This window comes from Thiocapsa sp. (genome assembly GCF_018399035.1).
In the GTDB taxonomy this organism is placed as follows: domain Bacteria; phylum Pseudomonadota; class Gammaproteobacteria; order Chromatiales; family Chromatiaceae; genus Thiocapsa.
In genome coordinates, this window is the sequence record NZ_CP073760.1 from 5038961 (window position 1) to 5063323 (window position 24363).

At 66.3% G+C, this 24363-nt stretch carries 24 protein-coding genes and 2 tRNA genes; 16 read left to right on the forward strand and 10 right to left on the reverse strand.

What is annotated here, in order from left to right; all coding sequences use genetic code 11:
- Positions 1-467 precede the first annotated feature (467 nt).
- Both rpmG and rpmB read right to left on the reverse strand, forming a co-directional pair.
- Positions 468-635, reverse strand: a complete 168-nt coding sequence (rpmG, locus tag KFB96_RS23000) for a 50S ribosomal protein L33 (RefSeq protein WP_093034499.1) — start codon at positions 633-635, stop codon at positions 468-470.
- Between the two features lie 14 nt (positions 636-649).
- Positions 650-886, reverse strand: coding sequence for a 50S ribosomal protein L28 (gene rpmB, locus KFB96_RS23005; RefSeq protein ID WP_213456440.1), 237 nt, complete (start codon positions 884-886; stop codon positions 650-652).
- A gap of 185 nt (positions 887-1071) precedes the next feature.
- Between rpmB and KFB96_RS23010 the strand changes: the two genes are divergently transcribed.
- From KFB96_RS23010 to KFB96_RS23085, 16 genes are all read left to right on the forward strand, one after another.
- Positions 1072-1145 (forward strand) — tRNA-Cys (locus tag KFB96_RS23010).
- A gap of 146 nt (positions 1146-1291) precedes the next feature.
- Positions 1292-1376: transfer RNA gene (locus KFB96_RS23015), tRNA-Leu, on the forward strand.
- A gap of 19 nt (positions 1377-1395) precedes the next feature.
- Complete coding sequence (locus KFB96_RS23020; RefSeq protein WP_213456438.1) at positions 1396-2622, forward strand: efflux RND transporter periplasmic adaptor subunit; 1227 nt, start codon at positions 1396-1398, stop codon at positions 2620-2622.
- Between the two features lie 37 nt (positions 2623-2659).
- Positions 2660-3388, forward strand: a complete 729-nt coding sequence (locus KFB96_RS23025) for an ABC transporter ATP-binding protein (protein WP_213456436.1) — start codon at positions 2660-2662, stop codon at positions 3386-3388.
- A 250-nt stretch (positions 3389-3638) separates the two neighbouring features.
- Complete coding sequence (locus KFB96_RS23030) at positions 3639-4799, forward strand: ABC transporter permease (protein WP_213456434.1); 1161 nt, start codon at positions 3639-3641, stop codon at positions 4797-4799.
- The gene (locus KFB96_RS23035) at positions 4796-6142 is read left to right on the forward strand and encodes an ABC transporter permease (protein ID WP_213456432.1); all 1347 of its coding nucleotides are present in this window, start codon (positions 4796-4798) and stop codon (positions 6140-6142) included. The genes KFB96_RS23030 and KFB96_RS23035 overlap by 4 nt, the downstream gene beginning before the upstream one ends.
- 133 nt (positions 6143-6275) lie before the next feature.
- Positions 6276-7646 carry a V-type ATP synthase subunit B gene (locus tag KFB96_RS23040; protein WP_213456431.1) on the forward strand — a complete coding sequence of 457 codons (1371 nt, stop codon included), beginning with the start codon at positions 6276-6278 and terminating at the stop codon, positions 7644-7646.
- Positions 7647-7664: 18 nt separating this feature from the next.
- A complete protein-coding gene (locus KFB96_RS23045; RefSeq protein WP_213456429.1) occupies positions 7665-8270 on the forward strand; it encodes a V-type ATP synthase subunit D in 606 nt (201 codons plus the stop codon).
- Positions 8267-10072 carry a V-type ATPase 116kDa subunit family protein gene (locus tag KFB96_RS23050; RefSeq protein ID WP_213456427.1) on the forward strand — a complete coding sequence of 602 codons (1806 nt, stop codon included), beginning with the start codon at positions 8267-8269 and terminating at the stop codon, positions 10070-10072. Before KFB96_RS23045 ends, KFB96_RS23050 begins: the two co-directional genes overlap by 4 nt.
- Entirely contained in the window at positions 10069-10515 is a 447-nt protein-coding gene (locus tag KFB96_RS23055) for an ATP synthase subunit C (protein ID WP_213456425.1), read from the forward strand. Before KFB96_RS23050 ends, KFB96_RS23055 begins: the two co-directional genes overlap by 4 nt.
- Positions 10512-11249: a hypothetical protein gene (locus tag KFB96_RS23060; RefSeq protein ID WP_300970836.1), complete on the forward strand. Its 738-nt coding sequence runs from the start codon at positions 10512-10514 to the stop codon at positions 11247-11249. Before KFB96_RS23055 ends, KFB96_RS23060 begins: the two co-directional genes overlap by 4 nt.
- A 15-nt stretch (positions 11250-11264) precedes the next feature.
- Positions 11265-11978 (forward strand): DUF2764 family protein, encoded by a 714-nt coding sequence (locus KFB96_RS23065; protein ID WP_213456423.1) that lies wholly within the window; start codon positions 11265-11267, stop codon positions 11976-11978.
- A 326-nt stretch (positions 11979-12304) separates the two neighbouring features.
- Positions 12305-14149, forward strand: coding sequence for a V-type ATP synthase subunit A (locus KFB96_RS23070; RefSeq protein WP_213457038.1), 1845 nt, complete (start codon positions 12305-12307; stop codon positions 14147-14149).
- A gap of 28 nt (positions 14150-14177) precedes the next feature.
- Positions 14178-15107: a YihY/virulence factor BrkB family protein gene (locus KFB96_RS23075; protein ID WP_300970839.1), complete on the forward strand. Its 930-nt coding sequence runs from the start codon at positions 14178-14180 to the stop codon at positions 15105-15107.
- A gap of 122 nt (positions 15108-15229) precedes the next feature.
- Complete coding sequence (locus KFB96_RS23080; protein ID WP_300971747.1) at positions 15230-15889, forward strand: ABC transporter ATP-binding protein; 660 nt, start codon at positions 15230-15232, stop codon at positions 15887-15889.
- Positions 15890-16041: 152 nt separating this feature from the next.
- Positions 16042-16167 (forward strand): DUF433 domain-containing protein, encoded by a 126-nt coding sequence (locus tag KFB96_RS23085; RefSeq protein WP_213457034.1) that lies wholly within the window; start codon positions 16042-16044, stop codon positions 16165-16167.
- 139 nt (positions 16168-16306) lie between these two features.
- On the opposite strand, the gene KFB96_RS23090 is transcribed toward KFB96_RS23085, so the two are convergent.
- The 8 genes from KFB96_RS23090 to KFB96_RS23125 form a co-directional block, all read right to left on the reverse strand.
- Entirely contained in the window at positions 16307-18097 is a 1791-nt protein-coding gene (locus KFB96_RS23090) for a BatD family protein (protein ID WP_213456419.1), read from the reverse strand.
- Positions 18094-18378, reverse strand: a complete 285-nt coding sequence (locus KFB96_RS23095; protein WP_213501566.1) for a hypothetical protein — start codon at positions 18376-18378, stop codon at positions 18094-18096. Before KFB96_RS23095 ends, KFB96_RS23090 begins: the two co-directional genes overlap by 4 nt.
- Positions 18375-19685: a tetratricopeptide repeat protein gene (locus KFB96_RS23100; protein WP_213501568.1), complete on the reverse strand. Its 1311-nt coding sequence runs from the start codon at positions 19683-19685 to the stop codon at positions 18375-18377. Before KFB96_RS23100 ends, KFB96_RS23095 begins: the two co-directional genes overlap by 4 nt.
- A complete protein-coding gene (locus KFB96_RS23105; protein ID WP_213456415.1) occupies positions 19682-20713 on the reverse strand; it encodes a VWA domain-containing protein in 1032 nt (343 codons plus the stop codon). The genes KFB96_RS23100 and KFB96_RS23105 overlap by 4 nt, the downstream gene beginning before the upstream one ends.
- Entirely contained in the window at positions 20706-21749 is a 1044-nt protein-coding gene (locus KFB96_RS23110; protein ID WP_213456413.1) for a VWA domain-containing protein, read from the reverse strand. The genes KFB96_RS23105 and KFB96_RS23110 overlap by 8 nt, the downstream gene beginning before the upstream one ends.
- Complete coding sequence (locus tag KFB96_RS23115; RefSeq protein WP_300970843.1) at positions 21742-22320, reverse strand: DUF4381 domain-containing protein; 579 nt, start codon at positions 22318-22320, stop codon at positions 21742-21744. The genes KFB96_RS23110 and KFB96_RS23115 overlap by 8 nt, the downstream gene beginning before the upstream one ends.
- Positions 22321-22393: 73 nt before the next feature.
- Positions 22394-23311 (reverse strand): DUF58 domain-containing protein, encoded by a 918-nt coding sequence (locus KFB96_RS23120; RefSeq protein WP_213456408.1) that lies wholly within the window; start codon positions 23309-23311, stop codon positions 22394-22396.
- Between the two features lie 16 nt (positions 23312-23327).
- Complete coding sequence (locus tag KFB96_RS23125; protein ID WP_213456407.1) at positions 23328-24284, reverse strand: MoxR family ATPase; 957 nt, start codon at positions 24282-24284, stop codon at positions 23328-23330.
- Positions 24285-24363: the final 79 nt, after the last annotated feature.

Below are 24363 nucleotides of genomic sequence, written 5' to 3' on the forward strand. Positions count from 1 at the left end.
CGTGACGGATACCGCCTACGCCGACGGTGTGTCTCGAGACCCGACGGGGGATTGTACGCCGATTGCGGCATGGAGACCTTCACCGGCGAGATCAAGCGCGGGCCGCTCGCCAGCAGTCTGAAGACCGCCAGTGTGGATGCCTCCGGCTGGCGCTCCTGCTCGTGACACCGCTCCCGCGGTGTCACGTCTCTCCCGACGCTCCGCGTCAAGCGTTCGCGATGACTTGCGCTTCGGTTAGTGGGGTTCAGCCCCTCGTTCCCACGCTCCAGCGTGGGAACGCCGTCCGGCCGCTCCGGCGGCCCGTGTTGCGGATGCGACGCTGGAGCGTGGGAGCCAGGAAGATCGGGCAGGCCATTCCACGCCGAACGCGACTCCAAAAAAAACCCGCTTGCGCGGGCTTGTTCTCAAGTGCCGACACGGGCGCTGCGACGCGATAAGCGTCGAAGGCTCGGCGGCGATGGAAGGCGCTACTTGATCTTGCCTTCCTTATACATGACGTGCTGGCGGACGACGGGATCGAACTTCTTGATCTCCATCTTGCCAGGCTGGTTGCGTTTGTTCTTGGTGGTCGTGTAGAAATGACCGGTACCGGCACTGGAATTGAGCCGGATCTTATCGCGTGCTGCCTTGGCCATGGTGTGCCCTCCGGTTAGACCTTATCGCCGCGTGCACGGATCTCGCCAAGCACGGTGTCGATACCGCGCTTGTCGATGATGCGCATGCCCTTTGTGGAGACCCGCAGCTTGACCCAGCGCTTCTCGCTCTCGACCCAAAACCGGTGGTCGTGGAGATTGGGCAGAAAACGCCGCTTCGTTCTGTTGTTCGCGTGCGAGACGTTATTGCCGGTAATCGGGCGCTTACCGGTGACCTGGCATACCTTGGACATGGCGGAATCCCTAGAATTCGGAGGTCGTGCTTCGGGGTAGAAAGAAGCGGAAAGCTAACATGTTTTCGCGATTCGACGCAACGCAAAATTCCTTGTCGTCGTCATCGCCCCACGTGCGCATGCGTTTTCTCGGCCGCCGCAAGACCGTGACAACCAGGTGCAGCACGACTATACTTCCCGGCTCGGGCTGAGTGGCAGAGTGGTCATGCAGCGGCCTGCAAAGCCGTGCACCCCGGTTCGATTCCGGGCTCAGCCTCCATCATCAACCCCCGCAGGTACCCTTCCCGGAACTCTTCGTCGGTCGTCGACTCGGATGGTGTCGCCCCTTGTCGCCCCTTGTCGCAACAAGGATCGAACGACGCACCGATCGGCGGACTCATCCGACAACCGTAAGCCTCACGCCGCGCCCGGGTGGCGAAATTGGTAGACGCAAGGGACTTAAAATCCCTCAGGGAAACCTATGCGGGTTCGAGTCCCGCCCCGGGCACCATCCCTTTTTGGACGGACTCATGTCGGAGCAAGACCCTCTCAAAGAGCTTCACATCGATCGCGCCGACCGTGACGGTGGCGGCCATCGCGGGCTTTGGCTCGTTCTCGCCATCCTCGCGGCCGGTGCGCTCGGCGGCGCGGCCTACTATGTGTTCTCCGAAAGCCCGATCCCGGTGGATGTCGTGATCGCGCAGGCACCGACCGCGGGTCCGACGGCCGTCCTGGATGCGACCGGCTATGTGATCGCCCGCCGCCAAGCGACGGTGTCGAGCAAGATCTCGGGCAAGCTCGCCGAGGTGTTGATCGAGGAAGGTGTCGAGGTCGAAGCGGATCAGCTGCTTGCACGTCTCGACGACACCGACGCGAAGGCACAGCTCGATCTCGCTCGGGCACGCCTGGCCGCGGCCCAAGCCCGGCTCGGCGAGATCCAGGTTCAACTCGAGCAGAACCGACGGGGGCTCAAACGCCAGACGGAGCTGCGCGCGCGCAAGCTGGCCTCGGAGGAGGCGCTCGAAACCGCCGCCACGCAGGTCGAGACCCTCTCGGCCCAGCTCGAGGCGCAGCGCAGTCAGGTTCGGGTGTCCGAGGCCGAGGTCGAGGTCGCGCAGGTCGCCTACGACAACACGGTCGTGCGCGCGCCCTTCGCCGGCGTGATCGTCGCGAAGGCCGCCCAGCCCGGCGAGATCGTCTCGCCCATGTCGGCCGGCGGCGGCTTCACCCGCACCGGCATCGGGACCATCGTGGATATGGATTCGCTCGAGATCGAGGTCGACGTCAACGAGGCGTTCATCAATCGCGTCAGACCCGATCAACCGGTGCAGGCGGTCCTCGACGCCTACCCGGATTGGACGATCCCGGCATCGGTGATCGCGATCATCCCCACCGCGGACCGCAGCAAGGCGACGGTGCGGGTGCGGATCCGGATCTCCGCGAAGGACCCGCGTCTGATCCCGGAGATGGGCGTGCGGGTGTCCTTTCTTCGGGACGATACGGAGGTCTCGGACGGCGCGACCGATGGGGTGCTGATCCCCGCGGGCGCGATCCGGGGCCATGACGACGGCAGCATTGTCTTCGTCCTGGACGGCGATCATGTCCGCGAACGGCAGGTGACCCCCGGCGAAGAGATCGGCGATCGACGCCTCGTCGCGCAGGGCCTGAGCGCGGGCGAGCGCGTCGTGCGCGATCCGCCTCTCGCATTGGCCGACGGCATGCGGGTGTCGCCGAGCGGCGGGGCCGAAACGCCGTGACGCCGAACAGATCGGATTGAATCGCCGGCCCGAACCCATGTCCGACATCATCGCGAGCCCCGAGCCCGGTAGCCCAGAACCCTTGGTCGCGATCCGCGGCGTCAGCAAGGTCTACGAGCGCGGCCGACAACGCATCGAGGTCCTGCATCATGTCGACCTGGATATCCCGGAGGGCGATTTTCTCGCCTTGATGGGGCCGTCCGGATCGGGCAAGAGCACGCTGCTCAACATGATCGCCGGGCTGGATCTGCCGACCGAAGGCTCTTTGAGCGTCGCCGGACATCGGATCGACCGCATGTCCTCGACCGAGCTGGCACGCTGGCGGGCGGCGCATGTCGGCTTCGTCTTCCAGTTTTACAATCTCCTGCCGGCGCTCTCGGCACAGAAGAACGTCGAGCTGCCGCTCTTGCTGACCCGGCTGTCCGCGGCACGGCGCAGGCGCAACGCGGCGATCGCGCTCGATCTGGTCGGACTCGCCGACCGCGCATCGCACAAGCCGAACGAGCTCTCCGGCGGTCAGCAGCAGCGCGTCGCCATCGCACGGGCGATCGTGTCGGATCCGACGCTTTTGGTTTGCGACGAGCCCACGGGGGATCTCGACCGCCACTCGGCCGAGGAGGTGCTCACCCTCCTGCAACGGCTCAACCGCGAATACGGCAAGACCATGATCATGGTGACACACGACCCGAAAGCGGCCGAGTTTGCGCGACGTGTCCTTCATTTGGATAAGGGGATTCTGGTCGAGCAGGCTGAGATCGGAGCGTGAAGGATGGGTTTCGCTACGCTCTACGGGAGCGGGAATCGGGGCGTCGGAGCGGGGAGGATGGGTTTCGCTGCGCTCTACGGGAGCGGGAATCGGTGCGTCGGAGCGGGGAGGATGGGTTTCGCTGCGCTCTACGGGAGCGGGAATCGGGACGTCGGAGCGGGGAGGATGGGTTTCGCTGCGCTCTACCCATCCTACGCGTTGCTCTCGACTTCTGTTGGTCGGTGGCTGGTGGCCGGAGGGTCTCCTCGCGATGAAATATCTCCCTCTTCTCTTCGCTGCTCTCATGCGCAAGAAGACGCGCACGTTGCTCACGCTGCTTTCGGTGGCGGCGGCCTTTGCGCTGTTCGGAATGCTGGATGCGGTGCGGGTGGCGTTCAACGCGCCTCAGAGCGTGATCGGGATCGATCGGCTCATCACCTCCTCGCGCCTCTCGCTGATCCAGCCCTTGCGCTATGCGGATCTGGCCCGGATCCAGTCGACGCCCGGCGTGAAGGCGGTTACCCATGCAAGCTGGTTCGGGGGCATCTATCAGGATCCGAAGAACTTCTTCCCGAATTTCCCGGTCGAGCCCCAAAGCTATCTGGACATGTATCCGGAGCTGGTCCTGCCGCAGGCGCAGCGCCAAGCCTTCCTCAAGACGCGTACCGGGGCAATCGCCGGGCAGGCGCTCGCGGACCTGCACGGATGGAAGGTCGGCGACAGGATCCCCTTGCGCCCGACCATCTACCCCAATCGCGACGGCGGAGAGGTCTGGACCTTCGACCTGGTGGGCATCTTCGAGGCCGCCCAGCCGGAGCTTCGCGCCTCCGAGAAGCAGATGTTGTTTCACCATACCTACTTCGATGAAGGGCGCGAGATCGGGCAAGGCACGGTCGGCTGGTACATCGTGCGGGTCGAGGATGCGTCGCAGGCCGACCGGGTCGCGCAGGCGATCGACCGCCAGTTCGCCAATTCCGCCTTCGAGACTCGCACCCAGAGCGAACGCGAGTTCCAGCTCTCCTTCGCGAAACAGATCGGCGACATCGGACTCATCGTCACGGCCATCATGGCTGCGGTGTTCTTTACACTGGTGCTGCTCACCGGCAACACCATGGCGCAATCCATCCGCGAGCGGATTCCCGAGCTGGCGGTGCTCAAGACACTGGGGTTCACCAACCGTGCAGTCCTGCTTCTCGTCATGGCCGAGGCGCTCGTGCTGCTTCTGCTCGGGGGTCTGATCGGGCTCGTGCTCGCCACTTTGGCCCTTCCGGTCATCGGCGAGGCCAGCTCCGGGCAGCTCGATGTGGCGATGCGTCCGGAGAGCTGGCTGCTGGGGCTCGGGCTGATGGCGACCATCGGCATCCTGGTCGGACTGCCGCCGGCGCTCAAGGCGATGCGCCTGGGGATCGTCGATGCGTTGGCGGGCCGATGAGCGAGCGACCGACGGCGTCGGGCGTTGCCCTGGCTCAACTGCGGTCGACCTTGCCGACGGTCGCTGCGGGACTCGCCGTTGCAGCCTTCTTCGGGATCTGGATCCTGGCCCCGACGCTCGTGATCGCGCTCGCGCTGGTCTTCGTCGGCTGGCTGGTGCTGACGCGAACCGGGCGGCAGGCGCTCGCCGTCGCCCGGGTCGGGCTGAGCACGGTACCCGAGCGTCTCGGGGCGACCTCGGTCGTGGTGGTCGGTATCGCCGGGGTGGTCGGGGTGCTGGTCGCCTTGCAGGCGATGGCAACGGGTTTCGAGGCGACGCTCACGGGTGCGGGCAGCGACGACACGGCCCTGGTGCTGCGCGCCGCGGCCAACGCCGAACTCTCATCGGCGCTCGATCGTCCCTCCACGACGCTGATCATCCAGGCCCCGGGCATCAAGCGCGACGCGAACGACCGCCCCATTGCAGCGGCCGAGGTGGTGGTCGTGGCCAGCGTCCCGAAGCGAACGACGGGGACGGATGCGAATCTCGAGGTTCGAGGGGTCGGCCCGGCCGCCTGGCTGGTCCGTCCGCAGGTTCGGATCGTCGAGGGCCGCCGCTTCCGACCGGGACTGCGCGAGCTGATCGTCGGTCAGGGCGCGCTGCAACAATTCAGCGGGGTCGAGATCGGCGACAGCATCGTCCTCAACAACCAGGACTGGCGCATCGTCGGCGTCTTCGCCTCGGGCGATACGCACGAGTCGGAGGTCTGGGGAGACGCCGAGTCCATCGCCGCGGCCTACCGGAGCAACGGCTTTCAATCCGTCGCCGTGCGGTTGACCGAGCCGGCGGCGATCGAGCGCCTGCGCGCGGCCCTGAGCGCCGACCCGCGCTTGAGGGTCGAAGTGGAGACCACGCGCGCCTATTACGGCAAACAGTCGGAGCGTCTCACCCGGGTGATCCGGGCGGTCGGCATCGGGGTCGCCGTCATGATGGCGCTCGGGGCGGTCTTCGGTGCGCTCAACACCATGTATGCGGCGGTCGCGAGTCGCGCGCGCGAGATCGCCACCCTGCGCGCGCTGGGATTTACCGGACTGCCGGTCGTCGTTGCGGTCATGCTCGAAACCATGGCCTTGGCCTGTGCCGGCGGAATCCTCGGGGCCGGGATCGCCTGGGCCTTGTTTCACGGCTTCACGGTCTCGACATTGGGATCGAACTTCAGTCAGGTAGTCTTCCAGTTCCAGGTGACTCCGGAGCTTCTGATCCGCGGCCTGCAATGGGCGCTCGGTATCGGATTCATCGGGGGCATCTTTCCGGCACTCCGCGCTGCGAGGCTTCCGGTGACGACGGCGTTGCGTGAATCTTGACGGGCAGGCTCCGCACATCGAGTTTAATTTGATCCTCGAAAGAGCGCCGCATAGACTCGGGATCCGAGGATTCACAGTCGCGCGACTTCCGTGACCTGAAACAGGCACCCAAACACCTGGGGAAACACGTCCGATGTCCCATACGCTCGTGCGCTACTCGAAGGTCGTCGAGATCGTCGGCGACCTGCTCAAGGTCCTGGTTCCGCCCCCGGTGTCCGAGCAAGGCCAACGTGTCGCGTTCGGCGACCTGGGATGGGTCGAGGACCCGAGCGGTTTCAAATCGATGGCGCGCGTGATCAGGCTCGAAGGCGAGCTGGTGTCGCTTCAGGTCTTTTCCGGGACCAAGGGGCTCTCCACGCAGGCGTCGGTCCGATTCCTCGGCCATCCGATGCGGGTGACCTACTCTCCGAACGTCCTGGGTCGCGTCTTTCGCGGCGACGGCACCCCGTTCGATACCGGCCCGGCGCTGACTCAAGACCCCAAGATCGAGATCGACGGTCCCTCGGCAAACCCGGCGCGACGCTCGCTCGCCTCCAAGATGGTGCGCACCGACGTCCCCATGATCGACATCTTCAACTCTCTGGTGGAGAGTCAGAAGATCCCGATCTTCTCGGTCGCCGGCGAGCCCTACAACGCGCTGCTCGCGCGCATCGGCATCCAGGCGGATGCGGACATCGTCGTCTTCGGCGGGCTCGGTCTGATCTTCGACGACTATCACTTCTTTCTGCGTCGCTTCGAGGATGCGGGCGTGTTCGCCCGCACCGTCATGTTCGTGAACCTCGCGTCCGACCCCGTGGTCGAGCGCCTGTTGGTTCCCGATATGGCCCTTGCGGTCGCGGAGCGGTTCGCGGTCGAGGAGGGCAAGCGTGTCCTCGTCCTGCTGAGCGACATGACCGCCTATGCCGACGCCATGAAGGAGGTGGGTATCGCGATGGAGGCCGTGCCGTCCAATCGCGGCTACATGGGCGATCTGTATTCCCAGCTTGCACGACGTTACGAGAAGGCCGCCGACTTCAAGGACGGCGGCTCGCTCACCATCCTCACCGTGACCACCATGCCGGGTGGCGACGTGACGCACCCGGTCCCGGACAACACCGGCTACATCACGGAAGGCCAATTCTATCTCCACGACGGCATGCTCGACCCCTTCGGCTCGCTCTCGCGCCTGAAGCAGCACGTGATCGGCAAGGTCACGCGCGAGGACCACAGCCAGATCATGAACACCATGATCCGCTTCTACTCGGGTGCCCGCGATGCCGAGCAGAAACAGGCGATGGCCTTCGATCTGTCCGAATTCGACATCCGCCTGATCAGGTTCGGCAACCTCTTCCGGGAGCGCTTCATGGACATCGATGTGAGCATTCCGCTGGAGAAGGGCTTGGATCTCTGCTGGCAAACCCTGGCCGAATGTTTCGATCGCGACGAGCTGCTGATGAAGGAGAACCTGATCGACAAGTACCTCCCGACGCTCGATGAGGACGAGCCGATCCAAGCGGCGGCTTGACGCGGGACAGGCCATCGCATGTCACGCGTCAGTCTCAGCAAGTCCTCGCTCGCCAAGCAGAACCGTGCGCTGCAGACCTACGAGCGCTACCTGCCCTCGCTCGATCTGAAGCGCAAACAGATCATGACCGAGCGCGCCAAAGAGGTCCTGGCCCAAGCGGAGACCCATCGCAAGATCGCGGCACTGCGCGCGCGCGTGACCGAGAACCTGCCCATGCTCGCCAATCGCGAGATCGCGCTGGCCGACCTGGTGCAGGTGCGCGGCGCACGCCTCGGCGAGGAAAACCTGCTCGGAACGCGGCTGCCCGTGCTCGAAGGGCTCGATCTCGTCAAACGCGACTACGGCTTCTTGAGCAAACCCCATTGGGTAGACGTCTTGGTCGATGCGCTCTCCGAGATGCTGACGCTTCAAGCGCAACTGGCGCTGCACGATCGGCGTCTCCTGTTGCTCGATGAAGCGGTGCGCAAGGTGACGCAGCGGGTGAATCTGTTCGATAAGGTGTTGATCCCGCGTACGCGCGAGAACATCAAGCGGATTCGCGTCCACCTCTCCGACACCGAACGCGCGGCGATCGTCCGCTCGAAGATCGCGAAGGGCAAACGACTCAGAGAGGCCTCGGCATGAGCATCCAACGTCTGACGCGCCTGACCTTGGCCGGTCTTGCAACGGACAAGGACGCCGTGCTCGAGCGGCTCCAAACGCTCGGCTGCCTGCACCTGATCCCGTTGCGACCGGCGCCCAGAGAGCCCGAGAAGGAGCCGGCCAGCCACGCCGTCGAGGCGCTGCAGGCCCTGCGTTACTTGCAGGATAGGCGCGAGAAGCGTCGTCAGGTGCGTGACCCGGCGGGCTTCGATCTGCCCGGCACCATCGCGGCCGTGCTGGAGAATCAGCAACGCCTGCGCGATACGAGCGACCGTCGCGATGCCTTGGTCGAGCGCATCGCCGAGCTCGAGCCCTGGGGCGATTTCACCCTGCCGCCCAAGCAGGATCTGGCCGGGCGCAAGTTTTGGTTCTACATCGTGCCGCAGCGCCAGACGGCGCAGCTTGCCACGCTCGAGCTGCCCTGGCAGGTGGTGCATCGCGACAACCGTCAATCCTGGGTCGTGGTGATCCACCCGGACGAGCCGCTCCGCGATGCCCTGCCGGTGCCGCGCACCCTGGCCGGGGCCCTGAGTCTCTCCGAGGTCCGCCGCCGTCTCGAAGCGGCCGAGCTGGAGCTCGAAGAGATCCAGGCCGAGCACGTTGCCTTGACCCGCTGGATCTATCTCATCTCGACACATCTCGCCCAAGCCGAGGACGCGGCGCAGCTTCGCCATGCGCAGGCGCAGACGCGCGACGAGGAGTCGCTCTTTCTGGTGCAGGGCTGGGCGCCCGAGGACGCGGTCGCGCCGGTCCAGGCGCTCGCCGAGCAACAGGGCCTGGCACTCCTGATGGAGGCGCCCGGACCGGACGACGCACCCCCGACCCTGCTCGACAACCCCGGCCCCATCGCCGCCGGCCAGGACCTGGTGGCCTTCTACCAGATGCCGGCCTACGACTCCTGGGATCCCTCGCGCGTGCTGTTTTTCTCCTTCGCGGCCTTCTTCGCGATGATCCTTTCGGATGCCGGCTACGCCGCCCTCCTGGGTGTCCTCTTGCTGGCCTATTGGCGCAAGATCGGCAGCAGCGAGCTCGGCGGGCGCCTGCGCATCCTGGCCGCGGCCCTGGTCGGCACGTCCGTGGTGTGGGGCGTCCTGGTCGGCAGTTATTTCGGTTTCGCACCCCGGCCGGACAGCCTCCCCGGACATCTGCATCTGCTGGATATCAACGATTTCGAGGTCATGATGCGGCTGTCGGTCGGGATCGGCGTGGTCCACCTGATCCTCGCCAATCTCGAGATGGCGGGCGCTCAACGCGGCCGCGCCGCGGGGCGTGTGGCGATCGGCTGGATCGCCGTGATGCTGGGCGGCTTTACGCTCTGGATTGCGGGCGATGTCGGCGCGCCCGAGTGGGTGATCCTCTCGGCACAGGTCCTGATGGGCCTCGGGCTCGCCGTGGTCCTGCTCCTCGGCAGCGATCGCCGTGTGGATGGTGTGAAGGCGCTCGCCCTGCGCGGCTTCGACGGACTGAGCAACCTGGTGCGGGTGACGCAGGTGTTCGGGGACGTGCTCTCCTATCTGCGACTCTTCGCGCTCGGGCTGGCCTCCGCCTCGATGGCCATGACCTTCAACGGCTTGGCGCGCGATGTGGCGACCGAGCTGCCGGGCCTGGGACTGCTGCTCGCCATCCTCATCCTCCTGGCCGGTCACACGCTCAACCTGATGCTCGCGCTCATGAGCGGCGTGGTCCACGGGCTGCGGCTCAACTTCATCGAATTCTACAACTGGGCCCTGGCCGGCGAAGGCTACCCCTTCAAACCCTTTAAACGGACGGAGTTGCGCGAATGAATGAATTTGTGGTTGCGCTGGGCTGGGCCGGGCTCTTCTCTCCCATGGCCCTGGGTGCGATCGGCAGCGTCATCGGCTGCTCCGTGGCCGGGCAGGCGGCGATCGGTGCCATGGTCGACACCGATTCCGGCTACGGACGTTACATCGGCGTCTCGGTGATGCCCTCCTCGCAGGTCATCTACGGCATCGTCATCATGTTCAGCCTGCAGCGCGACGTCACGCCCGTGACCGCACCGGCGCTCTTCGGCATCGGTCTGCTCTCGGGTCTCGCGCTGCTCTTCTCGGCGATGCGTCAGGGTCAGGCGTGCGCCTCGGCGATTCATGCGAGCAAGACCAAGCCCGAGATCTTCGGTCTGTCGTTGGCGCCGGCCGCCATCGTGGAGGGTTTCGCCGTGTTCGCCTTCGTGTTCGCGCTGGTATTGGCCGGCGGGATCCCCGGATGAGCCGCACGAGCAGCGAGGGGCGCGACACCATGACCACAGAAGACAAGGGCGCACTCAAGGGCCTTGCATCGTCCGGGGTCGAGGCGTTGATCGAGCGGCTGCGCGACGAGGGCGTGCAGACCGGTCAAGCCGAGGCGCAGCGGATCGAGGCGGAGGCGCGCCGCGAGGCCGCCCGCATCGTTCGCGAGGCCGAGAACCGCGCTAAGGCGATCCGCGAGGCGATCCAACAAGAGGTCGATGCGCTGCGCAAGGGCGGCGAAGAGGCGCTGCGGATCGCCATGCGCGACACCGTGCTGCGGCTCAAGGCCGACCTCGCCGATCGCTTCAGTGACGAGGTCAAACGGCTGATCGCCGCCAAGATCGAGCAGGAGGCATTCCTCGAGCGATTGATTCTCGAGGTGGCCGCAAAGGCACGCGCGGAGGCCGGGATCGACGCCGGACAGGCCGTCGAGGTCCAGTTGCCGAAGGCGCTGGTGAGCCCGGAGGAGCTGCGTCGCAACCCGCTGGAGCTGCGCGAAGGATCCTTGTCGCATTTCGTCCTCTCCTTGGCGGGCAACATCCTGGCCGATGGCGTGACCTTCGGGGTCGCCGCCGGAACGGACGGCAAGGGCATTCGGCTCGCACTCAAGGGCAAGGACGTGCACATCGACCTGACCGACGAGACGGTCGCCGCCACCCTGCTCGCGCATCTGCAACCGCGCTTTCGGGCCATCCTCGAAGGCATGGTGAAGTAAGGACACGAGACGACAGTGGCGCACTCCGACCGTTACGCGATGCTCCTGAGCGCGTTGCCGTATCACGGCCCGCTCTTCGGTGCCAAGCAGACCCCCTTGTCGCGCATCCGACTGAACCAGCGTCTCGCCTTGCTGGATCCGGTCGAGGCGGACTGTCTGCGCCAGGCCAGACGGCTGCTCGAATGGGCGCAACAGGAGCCCGACCGGACCGACGCACAGTCGGTGGTCCGAGCCAAGCAGGTGATCGACGGGATCACGAATCCATTCATCCACGATCTGGTGACCTGGCGTCTCGAGATGCGCACCCTGGTCGCCGCCCTGCGGCGGCGGCACCGCGGCGAGTCCGCCCCGCGCGACCGCCGCCGGGGCTTCGGCCGCTGGACGAGCCGGATCATGCAGCACTGGAACGAGCCCGCCTTCGGTCTCGAGCGCGCCTTTCCCTGGCTGCCCGAGGCCGAGCGTCTGCTCGCCCGCGGCGCCACCGTCGATCTCGAGCGCCTGCTGCTCGGTGCGGTGTGGAATCACTTGGAGAGCTGCAGCGACGGGCACTATCTCGATTTCGAGGCCGTCGTCATCTACGTCCTGCGCTGGGACATGATCGCGCGCTGGACGACCTACGACGGCGCGGAGGCCGCACGACGCTTCGACGAGCTGGTCGAGCAGGCGATGGCGGGGGTCGAGAAGAGCCTGCGCCCGCCCGCCGCCGCCTCCCGACCGGAACGCACTTAAACCGCGCCCGGTGCGGTATGCGATGTTTTTGGATAGGATCGGCCCCGGCAGACGTGACGACCGTTGGAGTCGGCGCGGTTTAAAACATTAAAAAATATAAAATTTTAAACCGCGTCTCACCGAGGTCGAGGACATCTCCAAAGCCGAACGCAGAATGAAGATGACGCATGTCACTCTAGACGCGGTTTAACCCTGTCGACCGCTGGCCCGACGTCGGCGCCCTACTGGATCAACTCATGGCAAGACACACGACCCGAGGCAAGCCCAGGCACGAGGACCGGTCGCGTGCGTCCGAAGGCGCCTCCCCGACACAGGACCTCGCCGAGATGCGCGACGATGCCCCGATAGCCCCACCGGCACCCGCGACACGGGCCGACGCACTCGCACAGGTGATCGCGGTGCAGGAGAGCCTGGTGACCATCGAGGCCGGCTGGGAGAAGGGGACGCGCCGCCCCCTGATGAAGAACGAGGTGGTCCTCATCCTGCCGCGACGGGTTCCCACCGATGGACGCCAGGAACGGCTCAAGGCCGAGGTCCTGCGGGTGCGTGGCGATACCGCCGACGTCCAGGTGTTCGAGGATACGCGCGGCATCACCATCGGCGATCCGGTCGAGCAGACCGGCGAGATGTTGTCGGTCATCCTCGGACCCGGCTTACTGGGTCAAGTCTATGACGGCCTGCAAAGCCCGCTCGACAAGATCGCCATCGCGCATGGCATCTTCCTGCCGCGCGGCGTGGACGTCGATCCCTTGGACCGAGAGCGCAAATGGTCCTTCGTCCCCGCCGTGTCGCAGGGTGCGCGCTTGGGGGCCGGCGGCCTGCTCGGCACGGTCGCGGAGGGTCGCTTCACGCACAAGATCATGGTGCCGTTCGACGAGGCCGGCGAGGTCGAGGTCACCTGGATTCAGGAAGGGAGCGTGACGCTCGACACCCCGGTCGCGCGCATCCGCGATGCCGGGGGCGAGGAGCATTCCGTCGACCTGACCCAGCGCTGGCCGGTCCGCCGCCCGCTGACCGAGCACATGCTGCGCGCGCGCACGACCGAGCGGCTCTATCCGAACGAGCCGATGATCACGACCATGCGGACCATCGACACCTTCTTCCCGGTCGCGCGCGGCGGGACCGCCTGCATCCCCGGCCCCTTCGGTGCCGGCAAGACCGTGCTGCAGCATTCGCTGGCCAAGCATGCGGACGTGGATATCGTGCTGGTGGTCGCCTGCGGCGAGCGCGCGGGCGAGGTGGTGGAAACCATCCAGGAGTTCCCGCGCATCAAGGACCCGGCGACCGGCGGCTCGCTGATGGACCGCACCATCATTATCTGCAATACCTCGTCCATGCCGGTCGCGGCGCGCGAGGCGTCGATCTACACCGGCATCACCATCGGTGAGTACTACCGCCAGATGGGCTATCACGTCCTGCTTTTGGCCGACTCGACCTCCCGCTGGGCGCAGGCGATGCGCGAGACCTCGGGGCGCCTGGAAGAGATCCCGGGCGAGGAGGCCTTCCCGGCCTATCTGGAATCGGCGATCCGCAGCGTCTACGAGCGCGCCGGCCTGATTCGCAGCGCCGACGGCAGCTTGGGAAGCCTGACCATGATCGGCACCGTCTCCCCGGCCGGCGGCAACTTCGAAGAACCCGTCACGCAGGGGACACTCAGCACGGTCAAGAGCTTCCTCGGGCTCTCCTACGATCGTGCGTACCGCCGCTTCTATCCGGCGATCGATCCGCTGATCTCCTGGTCGCGCTACCTGGAGCAGTTGTCCGACTGGTACGCCCGCAACCTGGACCCGACCTGGACCGAGCGCGTCAAGGCCCTGAAGGATTTCCTGGTCCGCGGCGACAGCGTCCAGCAGATGATGCAGGTGACGGGCGAGGAGGGCATCACGACGGACGACTATGTCGTCTATCAAAAGGCGCTCTTCCTCGACATGGTCTTCCTCCAGCAGGACGCCTTCGACGATGTCGACGGCGCGGTCCCCATGGATCGCCAAAAACTCACCTTCGACCGCGTCTGGGGCATCGTCGAGCAGGAGCGCGGCTTCGAGGACAAGGCCGCGGTGCGACACCACTTCAACAAGCTGACCGGGCTCTTCAAAAACTTTCACTATGCCGCACCCGAGTCGCCGGACTACACGCGTCTGCTCGCCGAGATCGACGCGATGGCCAACTGACACGACGGGCTGTCGGATATCAATAGCAATGACGCAAGCCTCGAAGTCTGTCGGACCGAGATCGATCGAGGGATTCCAACTCGCCCGGGATGCCGGCAAGCTGTGGCTCGAGCACAACGCCTTCAGCCATGCCGGCGCATTGGCCTTCTTTACCCTGTTCTCCCTCGCGCCCACGCTGGTCATCGTCGCCGCGGTCTTGGGGCTGGTGCTGGGCGAAAGTGCGGCCCAAGGCGAGATTGCCGCGCGCCTGCAGGACGCCATCGGGTTTGGCGCGGCCCAAGCGATCGAGCACGCGGTCTTGATGTCGCGCGTGGAGACGACGGGCTTGATGCCGACCCTGCTCGGCATCGGCGCCGTCCTGGTCGGTGCAACCACCGTCTTCGCCCAATTGCGCTTCTCGCTCAACACCATCTGGGGCGTCAGGCCCAACCCCGAAAGCAGCGGTCTGTTGCGCATGGCCATGACGCGAATCCTGGCCTTGTTCGTGGTTCTGTTGATCGGCCTGGCGTTGTTGCTCTACAGCGTGATCAGCACAGCGCTGAGCGCGATCGCGCCCTACCTTGACCTGTCGTTGCCGGGCTTGGAGCTGTTGTGGGTCGGCGGGCAATCGGCGATCGCGCTGCTGATCGCGACGGCCTTCATCGCAACCCTCTTCAAGGTGCTGCCGGACGTGATCCTCTCCTGGCGGGACGTGATGATCGGGGCCATCGTCACCGCGTTGATGTTCGCAATCGGGCGCTACGGCATGACCCTGTTTCTTGCACACACCGCGAAGGCGTCCACCTTCGGAGCGGCGGCCTCGCTGGTGGTCGTCCTGTTTTGGGTCTATTTCTCGGCACTGATTTTCTTGCTGGGCGCGGCCTTCACGCGCATGCATCTCCATGCGCGCGGCAAGCCCGTCGTTCCCCGCAAATCGGCGGTCAGGGTCATGCAGGAATTCGTTCGGCAATCGCCTTAAACCGCGTCCGGAGCGACATGCGTCATTCCGAATCCGCGTCCGGCGATGCGACTCGACCCGCCGACCCGCGCGCGCCCCGGCGGGTCGTCTTCGCGGTCGATAACCTCGTCAAGACCTACGTCATGGGCGAGGTCGAGATCCAAGCCCTGCGCGGCGTCGACATCGCGCTTTATGCCGGCGAGCTGGTGGTCATGCTCGGGGCATCGGGATCCGGCAAATCCACCTTGCTCAATATCCTGGGCGGACTCGACCGCGCGTCCGGCGGCCGGGTCCGCTATCTCGACCAGGATCTGACCGGTGCCGACGACAAGGCGCTGACCGCCTTCCGGCGTCGACATGTCGGCTTCGTCTTCCAGTTCTACAACCTCATCTCCAGCCTGACCGCGCGCGAGAACGTCGCCATCGTCACCGAGATCAGCCCCGACCCCATGACCCCGGAGGACGCCCTCGCTCTGGTCGGCCTCGAAGACCGTCTGGACCACTTCCCCTCCCAACTCTCCGGCGGCGAGCAGCAGCGCGTGGCCATCGCCCGTGCCGTCGCCAAGCGCCCGGCCGTGCTGCTCTGCGACGAGCCTACCGGCGCTTTGGACTCCAAGACAGGCATCCGTGTCTTACAGGTCATCCAGCAGATCAACCGGGAGCTCGGTACCACCACGGCCGTCATCACACACAACGCCGTGATCGCCGACATGGCCGACCGGGTGATTCGCTTGGCCGACGGACGCGTGCATGAGGTTCAGATCAACGCCCGTCGCAGGGATCCCGTCGAGTTGGACTGGTGATCTAAACCGCGTCCCCCGGCATATGCGGGGCTGGAGCGGGTCTCGGGCGCGTGCGAGTCAACGACTGTCGGCGTCGACGCGGTTTAGATGATTGTTTGGAATAGGAGGCGTCCTGCCTTCAACAAAGCTCTTTTAGAGGAGGATTGCCTTTGATCGACTTAACCGAACTGATCACCATCGATCCATCCGTTCGGGGCGGTAAGCCCTGCATCCGCGGTACTCGGATCACCGTGTACGACATTCTCGAGATTGAAACCCGGGGCGCTGCCCCGGGCTGACATCGGTCGCGCCGTTGGCGCTCGACACACACTGCCGGAACGCGGCTCGCCACGCTCGCCCTCAATGGTTTTGGTTGCTTGATCCTTGCGGCCCTCCGCCCTGCACCCCGCACCCCGCACCCCCCGCACCCGCAGCGGCTCAACGACCGGGGTTGAGGGCCGGCAATGCAGCGCGTTTGATCCGGGCGACGCGGCCCTTGCGCGGACGCAGCGCGGCGCCGCGGCCGACCTGCCGCATGAAGTCGCGTTTCCATCGCGTGAAGTCGAGACCCTGTCGGCCGTAGAGCGCGGCGTCCAGCTCCTGCATCAGCCGGGTCAAGGTTGCCGGATCCGCGTGCGGACGTAAGCTCAGGATGAGTCGGGTGAGGTTGGGCTGGGTGGCCTCGCCTTGGAAGCGGAGCCGGCTGCGGGCATCCGCTTCGAAGCGGTTGCACCAGTCGACGGGGTCCGATGCGCGATTGGCGTGGCCCACGCAGAGCAGGAATCGACTGCTCGGCGGGAGAGCCGCGGCCACGGCGGTGCGCATGCGCGCGACGAGTGGTTCGGGTCGCAGACGACGGGCGAGGCGACTCCAGCGGTTGACGATCAGGGCACCGAAGGCACGGAGTCTGCCGACCAGCCCTGCCGCCGGCCGGGCTCGCGCTCGATCTGTCGGCTGCCGCTTGGTGGCGTAGAAGACGCCGCCCCAATAGCCCGCGATCAGCAGCAAAAGCCCCGTCAGCGGGAGCCAGACGAGGCTCCAGTCTTCCGCGGTCATGACGGAGGAGGGCATGCCGAAGGGGCCGCTCTCTCCGCCGATGCTCAAGGTGCGCATCGGCAGACTCGTGACCTCTCGGGTGCCCGAGTCGGTGTTCCACCAAGCGACATCGATCTCGGGCAGGGTCAGTCGACCGGAGGATTGAGGGACCAGGGTGTAATACTCGGTCCGGCGTGCGACCAGATCACGGCGGTCCGCCGAGAGACCGCTTTCCGTGAGCACCTGCTCGCGATAGACGCGGTGATCCGGTCCGGCGAGCTGGTCTTCCAGGCTCGGCAACTGCGCCGCCGTGCCTCCCGTGGCGACAAGCTCCAACGCCAGCGTGACGGGCTGCCCGGGGACCAAGGTGGTTTCGCGATCGATGTCGGCCTTGAGACTTAATGATCTCAAGGGCAGCCAGGGCGTCACCGCGCTCACGGCCGGTCGAACCTGAAGGCGAATCGGGCGGTCGGTCACCGACTCGAAGCGCTGCATGCCGCCGCCCATGCCTCGCACGGTTCCCGTCACCTTGATGGGTGGGATCTCGATATCGCCAGGCCGCAACGGGATCAGGGTCAGGATGAAGGTGTTGACGATCTCGCGCCGGCCCCCCTCGGCAGCGCGGGACTCCGGGGTCGGTCCGTCCAGACGCTGGATGAGTGCGTCTCCGGTCGCGGGTAGATCGAGCGTGGCCTCGCCGGGGTTCTCCGAGGTGATCAGCCGAAGACGCAGCAGCAGGGGTTGCTGCACATAGGGCTCCGGCTCGCCGAGCGTCGCTTCGAGCCGAGGCGGCGTTGCTTGCGGTTGGGCCCGATATTGCCCCGGATACTGCCCCGGCATTTGGCCCGGCATTTGGCCCGGGAACTGACCATAACCGGGTGCCGGCATCTGGCCCGGCGCATAGGCAGGGGGCGCACCCTGCGGATAGGCCGGCGGGGTGCCTTGCGCATGGGTCGGTGGTTGGGGGCGGAACTGCCAGGCTCCGGGCTGCGGCGGGGGTTGGCCGTAGGGTCCCTGAGGCGGGAAGGGCTGTTGTCCCGGATGGCCGTAGGGCCAAGCATTCGCCGCTGGCCCGAACAACCCCAGCGACAGGCCCAGTATCAGGATCGGAATCAGGCCAAGTATCGGACGCGACGCCTGGATCATCAGGCCGGACAGCGTCGCGTGACGTCGGAGACTTTCGGTGCGCATCACCACGGACGATTCTCCAGGATGGGCGCACCCGTCGTCTGCATCCAACGCAGCTCCTCGAGGCGATACTGATTGCGGATCAAGAGTGACGGGTCGCCCTCCACCTGCTTGAGCCGTTGCTCCATCACGGCCATGCCTGCACCCAGCGCGGGTGAGCCGTCGATCGCGCCTCGTTCGTCCGTTGCGTCCTCGTCCAATCGGTCGCCGGGCCGATCACCGAGTTGATCGAAACGTTCTGCGGCCTCGGGCTGTGCCTCGGTGCCGAGCGTCTCGGGTGGTTTCACCTCTGCCGGACCGGGCGGACCCGGACGGGGTGTCCGGCCGGTGGCGTCGTCGGCGCCACCGTCTTCGCGGTCGGGCTGGCTCGGGTCGGAGCCCGGTGCATCTGCGCGCCCCGGCTCTGCTGGCTCCGGCTCCTTGCCGTTTTCGTCGGGTGATTCGGGCTCGCCGCGACTCGGGTCACGCCCGTCCGTTGGGTCGTCTCCGGATGATTCATCTCGGGGCGATTCGTCTCGCGGTGCTTGCGTCTGATCCTCCTCGCCGTCGCCCTCGCTCCCATCGCGGGTCTCGCCGTCCTTTCCGGATTCGGACTCGGATGCGGTCTCCTCGCCGGAGGTGCCCTTCGGCGTGGTCCGATCCCCGGCGTCGCCTCGATCGCTGTCGCTCTCGGGTTGATCGGACTCGCCGCCCTCCGAGTCGGTTGCGGTGTCCGCTGCCGTGCCGGCCTGATCCGTTTCATCCGCGCCGCGGGCGTCGCCGGAGTCGCCCTGCGCCTCGCCATCGGTGGGTTCGGATGCGTCGCTGCCTTGCCCTTGACCCGCCTCGTCGCCTTCACCCTCGGCCTGCGACTCGCTTTGCTGGCCCGAGCCCTCGGAGGATTGGTCCTGCGAGCCGCTGTCCTCGCCTTGCTCGTCGCCGGACTCCTCGCCTTCGGATTCTTGTTGCTGCTCCGAGCCTTCTTGTTGCTCGGATGGCTGTTGCTGCTCCCCTGCTGCTGGTCCTCGGATTCCTGCGCCTCCTCGGACTGCTGCGCCTCCTCGGACTTCTCCTGTGGCGATGGCTGCTCCTGTTGCTCTTCTTCTTGTGATGCCCGATCGCGCTCTTCGGCGCTCCGTGTCGGATCCTCACCGTCCTCGTGTTCCGACTCGTCGCGAAACTGCTCCTGCTCGAGCCTCGCCAAGGTGGCTCGGGTGACGGCTAGGTTATGGGCTGCATCCGTGTGGCTCGGATCCTCGCGCAGAACCGACTCGTAGGCCGTCGCGGCACCCGCATAGTCGCCACGCTCGAAGCGGGTGTTGCCGAGGTTGTAACGGGCCGATTGGCCCTCCTTGCATTGCTCGGCCTGGCTGAAGGCGCGTTCGGCCTCGTCGAGTCGCCCCGCGCGGTAGAGTGCGACGCCTTGTCGATAGGGATCGGAGAAGGACTCCGCGGCGGTGTCGAAGTCACCCGTCTGGTAGATCTCGAGCGCCTCCTGCTCGGAGGTCTTGAACCATTCGGCGACTGCCGGATACGGCAGGCAGACGGCGAGCATGAGGAGCACTGCGGCGGAGCGGGACAGAACGCCGTGGCGCAGGATCGACGGGGCGCTCATGTGGATGACCTCCGCCGCCGAATCGGCGCGCGGAACCGGGTCAGCACAAGCAGCATGACGAGGACGACGGGGATCCAATAGCGCTCGTTCCACACCCGGGTTCGCTCGTCGCTCGATTGCGGCGGCAGGCGCGAGACCGAGACTGCGCGCAGGATGGCGTCCGAATCCGCGTCACGATAGTCGGCGATCCGATGGATGCCGGCGCCGGTCTCCGCCAGATGTGCCAAGAGCGCCGCATCGAGCGAGGAGCGAATCGGCTCGCCGCTGAGATCCCGGATGAATCCGCCGGCCGGTCCCGGCACCAATCCGCCCTGCGTCGTCCCGATGCCCAGCGTGTGGATGCGGATCCCTCGGGATGCCAGCACTGCGAACTGCTCGGGGAGGTCGGGCTCCTCGAAGTCGCCGTCCGAGATCAGAAGGATCGAGCGGGCGCTGTCCTCGGGGAGTCCCGCCAGGAGCAGCTCGGCGCGCATGAGCGCCGCGCCCACACGACTGCCCTGCAAGCTCGGGTCGGCAAGGTCGCTCGAGAGGGCGGGCAAGGCATTGAGGATCGTTTGGGTGTCTTCGGTGATCGGCGAGATGACGTGCGGCACGGTGGCGAAGACGATCAGGCCAAGACGCGCCTCGCGGTTCTTGCGAATCAAATCGCTGATCTCGTGACGGGCGCGCCCGAGGCGGTTCGGGGTGACGTCGGTGACCTGCATGGAACGCGAGATATCGAGCAGGATCAGCAGGTTGTTGCCCGGATGGAAGAGCCGTACGTCGGTGGCGTCCCAGCGCGGGCCGGCCATCGCCGTGAGGATGAGCGCCCACAAGAGGACCCAGCTCAGATAGCGGCCCCAGCGCTCGGTGGTGCGCAGATCGCGCGTCCCGGTCAGGTGCGGCAGCAGGTGCGGATCGGCATAGCGGTGCAGCGGGCCTTCGGCCGCGCGGGCGGCGCTGCGCCTGAGCCAATAGGCGACCGGCAGCAAGGCCAGCAGACCCAGAAACCACAGCGGTTGCTCGAAGTGAAAGCCGCCGTCAAGCACCTGCAGCCCTCCCGACGAAGCGCTTGCGACCTTCGGGGAAGAGGCCGAGTCCGAGCAGGGCGATCAAGGCGAGTCCGAGCGGCCAGCGGTAGAGCGGCCGAGGCAGGTAGGCGGTGCGTGTTTCCGCCTCGGTCTTCTCGAGCTGGCCGATGCGTGCCGAGATCTCCTCGAGCGCGCGGGTATCGGTGGCACGGAAATAGGCCCCGCCCGTCAGCTCGGCGATCTCTTCGAGGACGCCTTCGTCCATGGTCAGATCGTCGCGATACCGCACCACGCCCTCTTCGAGGATCGGGATGCTCGCCTGCTTGCTGCCGACCCCGATCACGTAGACGCGCACCCCGTTCTGTCGGGCCACCGTCGCTGCCTCGCTCGGTGCGAAACGTCCGGCATTGTTGTCCCCGTCGGCGATGACGATCATGACCCGCGACCCCTCGGGACGCTCGCGCAGCTTCACCACCCCGAGCGCGATGGCGTCGCCCAGCGCCGTCGCCGGGCCGGCAATGCTCGGGACGATCCCGTCGAGCAGCTGACGGACGGCCAGCCGGTCCAGGCTCAGGGGCGAGAGTATGAACGCCTGGCTGCCGAAGACCACCAGACCGACACGATCGCCGGTGCGACCCTCGATAAAGCGGCCCATGACCCCGCGCACCACGCTCATGCGATTGACCGGCCGGCCATCGACCGTGAAATCCAGCGCCTCCATCGAGTGCGAGGCATCGACCGTGATCATGAGGTCGTAACCCGGCGTGCTGATCTCGGTGTAGGGCGTCAGCCACTGCGGACGCATCAGCGCCAAGACCAACGCGATCCAGAGTAGATAGAGCAAGGCCCGATACAGCCAGCCGGTAAGCTGCAGACCGGGGCGCCGCGCAGTAAAGGCGGCCTGGAGTGCGGCGATCTGCGGGTGCAGCAGGGTGACACGCTGACCTTCGAGCGTCGTCTCGCCTGGATCCTGTCCGCGCTCCGGCCAAAGCCAGGGCAGGAGGAGCGGCAAGGGCAAGAGGAGTGCGGCCCAAGGCCAATGAAACTCAAACATGGCGGATCTCAACCACGGGCGTTCCCCGCGCTCCGAGCCACGGCAGGCGCCGGATCAGGCGCTGGCTCAGACGTTGGCTCAGACGTTGGCTCAGGCCGTGGCGCCGCCCCTGCGGCGCGTCGCGGACCTCGACCCAGGCGAGCGCCGCGTCGATCAAGGACAGGAGATCCTTTGCGCCGACACTCTTGTGAAGTGCGCCGGCCGGTGCATAGGGTGCGTCGATCAGGATGCGTCCTCGCTCGCGCCAGAGGAAGCCGTTCGGATCGTGCGCGGCGAGCCAGTCGAGCCAGGCGGTCCCGACGAGACCCGCGCAGGCCGGACGCCCGAGTCGGGCCATGGCGATGCGGCGCAGCAGCTCGGAGAGCTCCCCGAGTGTCTGTTTGGCGTCCTGCCCCTTGCCGGCACGGCGTTTGAGATCGCGGAGCGCGGCTGCGGCTTCCCAGCGCCAACTGCCGAGCGTGATGCCGGGAATAGGGATACGCAGGCTGATCCGAACACGCAAGCGCCAAACCAGAAGTGCAAGCAGCGTCAGGGCGATCGCCAGCAGCCACCAACCGGGGCCGGCGGCCACCAATGGATGGGCGGGATGTCGTGGATGTCGCGCAGCATCGCGATGGGCGGCGAGGGAGCGAGGATCGGGTCCATCACACGGCCCGCGAGCGCGCCCGCTGCTCCAAGGCGCGGATCAGGCTGAGATGGATCTCGGCATCGGTCCGCACCGGCAGCAGGATGATCCCGAGGCGATGGACCACCGCCTGGAGCAGGGCGCGCCGCTCCTCCCATGCCTCGCGATAGCTGCGCCGGGCCTGCGGGTCGTCCGTGTCGACCTCGACCAGGGTGCCGTCGGTGCCGGTGAAGGTGGTGATGCCCATCGACGGGATCTCCCAATCCGCCGGGTCGTCGATGGGGATCAGCGCGACCGAGTTGCGTTGTCCCAGATCACCGAGGATCGCCTCCAACCCCATGGCATCGCGGTTGAGGTCGGCGATCACGAAGACGAGCGAGCCGGTCGGCAGGCCCGAGGTCGCCCGCCGCAGCGCACCGCCGAGACAGTCGATGGAGGGATCCAGCTCGGCGCCGGGCACGGTCAGGGCGCGCAGCAGTTGCCAGAGTGCGCGGCGACCGCGCGAGGGACGAAAGTGTTGGAGTCCGGTGGATGGATCGCCGAAGACCAGTCCGCCGACCCGGTCGTTGAGCCGACTCGCCGCCCAGCCGATCAGGGCCGCCGCGCGGGCCGCCTGTACCGACTTGAAGGTCCCGCGCGTGCCGAAGGCCATGTGCGGGCCCTTGTCGACACAGAGCATCACCGAGCGCTCGCGCTCCTCGCGGAAGATCTTCATGTGCGGCTCGTTGGTGCGGGCCGTCACCTTCCAATCCATATAGCGGATGTCGTCGCCCTCGCGGTACTCGCGCACCTCCTCGAAATTGACCCCGGCGCCGCGGAAGACCGACGCGTAGAGTCCGGCGAAGGTCGAGTTGACGAGATGATGGGAGGGCAGCCCAAGCGTGTGGGCCTGATGGCGCAGCTCCAGCAGGTCATCGAGACGGGGATAGAGGCTCATCGTACGGCGGTCGATGTCAGGGGATGGCCACCAGGGTCAGGAGTCGGTTGACGAAGACGTCCGTGGTCACCCCCTCGGCCTCGGCCTCGAAGGTCAGCAGCAGGCGATGGCGCAGAATCTCGGGGACGACGGCCTGAATATGGTGCGGTGCGACGAAGTCGTCGCCGTCGAGCCAAGCCCGCGCGCGGGAGCAGCGGGCGACCGCGATACTGGCGCGCGGCGAGGCGCCGAAGCGGCACCAGCGCCCGAGATCCCGGTCATAGAGCTTCGGCTGACGGGTGGCTTGCACCAGATCGACGATATAGCTGTGCAGCTTCGGATCCAGATAGAGCCCGGCGACATCGCGGCGCATCGCGAAGAGATCGGCCTGGCTGAGGCGCTCCACGGGCGCGGTCTCGGGCTCCTTTTGCTGGCGGGCGTCGAGCTCGAGGATCTTCAGCTCCTCGTCGCGACTGGGGTAGGTCACGACCGCCTGCATCAGGAAGCGGTCGAGCTGCGCCTCGGGCAGGTGATAGGTGCCTTCCTGCTCCACCGGGTTCTGGGTCGCCAGCACCATGAAGAGCTTGGGCAGCGGATAGGTCCTGAGACCCACCGTGATCTGGTGCTCCGCCATGGATTCCAACAAGGCCGATTGGACCTTGGCCGGGGCGCGGTTGACCTCGTCGGCCAGCAGGATGTTGTGAAAGAGCGGACCGGGTCGGAACTCGAACTCGCCTTTCTCGTGGCGATAGATGTCCGTGCCGATCAAATCCGACGGCAGCAGGTCGGGGGTGAACTGGATGCGGTGGAAGTCGCCCTCGAGCGCATCGGCCAATGCCTTCACGGCGGTCGTCTTGGCCAAACCCGGCATGCCCTCGACCAAGAGATGGCCGTCACTCAGCAGGCAGATCAGCATGCTGTCGATGAAGGACGCTTGTCCGATGATGCGGGAGGCGATGTGATCGCGAACGGGCTTGAGATCGCTTGGCGTCATGCTCTTTTACGTCTTGTCCGGGTGGCTGACTGCTGGAGGGGCGTGGATCGCCGATTCTTCCGATCGGTCGCGTCCGGCC

Coding starts and splice junctions, on each gene's coding strand:
- rpmG (WP_093034499.1), bottom strand. CDS start 635: ATGGCCAAGGCAGCACGCGATAAGATCCGGCTCAATTCCAGTGCCGGT.
- rpmB (WP_213456440.1), bottom strand. CDS start 886: ATGTCCAAGGTATGCCAGGTCACCGGTAAGCGCCCGATTACCGGCAAT.
- KFB96_RS23020 (WP_213456438.1), top strand. CDS start 1,396: ATGTCGGAGCAAGACCCTCTCAAAGAGCTTCACATCGATCGCGCCGAC.
- KFB96_RS23025 (WP_213456436.1), top strand. CDS start 2,660: ATGTCCGACATCATCGCGAGCCCCGAGCCCGGTAGCCCAGAACCCTTG.
- KFB96_RS23030 (WP_213456434.1), top strand. CDS start 3,639: ATGAAATATCTCCCTCTTCTCTTCGCTGCTCTCATGCGCAAGAAGACG.
- KFB96_RS23035 (WP_213456432.1), top strand. CDS start 4,796: ATGAGCGAGCGACCGACGGCGTCGGGCGTTGCCCTGGCTCAACTGCGG.
- KFB96_RS23040 (WP_213456431.1), top strand. CDS start 6,276: ATGTCCCATACGCTCGTGCGCTACTCGAAGGTCGTCGAGATCGTCGGC.
- KFB96_RS23045 (WP_213456429.1), top strand. CDS start 7,665: ATGTCACGCGTCAGTCTCAGCAAGTCCTCGCTCGCCAAGCAGAACCGT.
- KFB96_RS23050 (WP_213456427.1), top strand. CDS start 8,267: ATGAGCATCCAACGTCTGACGCGCCTGACCTTGGCCGGTCTTGCAACG.
- KFB96_RS23055 (WP_213456425.1), top strand. CDS start 10,069: ATGAATGAATTTGTGGTTGCGCTGGGCTGGGCCGGGCTCTTCTCTCCC.
- KFB96_RS23060 (WP_300970836.1), top strand. CDS start 10,512: ATGAGCCGCACGAGCAGCGAGGGGCGCGACACCATGACCACAGAAGAC.
- KFB96_RS23070 (WP_213457038.1), top strand. CDS start 12,305: ATGCGCGACGATGCCCCGATAGCCCCACCGGCACCCGCGACACGGGCC.
- KFB96_RS23075 (WP_300970839.1), top strand. CDS start 14,178: ATGACGCAAGCCTCGAAGTCTGTCGGACCGAGATCGATCGAGGGATTC.
- KFB96_RS23080 (WP_300971747.1), top strand. CDS start 15,230: ATGGGCGAGGTCGAGATCCAAGCCCTGCGCGGCGTCGACATCGCGCTT.
- KFB96_RS23100 (WP_213501568.1), bottom strand. CDS start 19,685: ATGAGCGCCCCGTCGATCCTGCGCCACGGCGTTCTGTCCCGCTCCGCC.
- KFB96_RS23110 (WP_213456413.1), bottom strand. CDS start 21,749: ATGTTTGAGTTTCATTGGCCTTGGGCCGCACTCCTCTTGCCCTTGCCG.
- KFB96_RS23120 (WP_213456408.1), bottom strand. CDS start 23,311: ATGAGCCTCTATCCCCGTCTCGATGACCTGCTGGAGCTGCGCCATCAG.
- KFB96_RS23125 (WP_213456407.1), bottom strand. CDS start 24,284: ATGACGCCAAGCGATCTCAAGCCCGTTCGCGATCACATCGCCTCCCGC.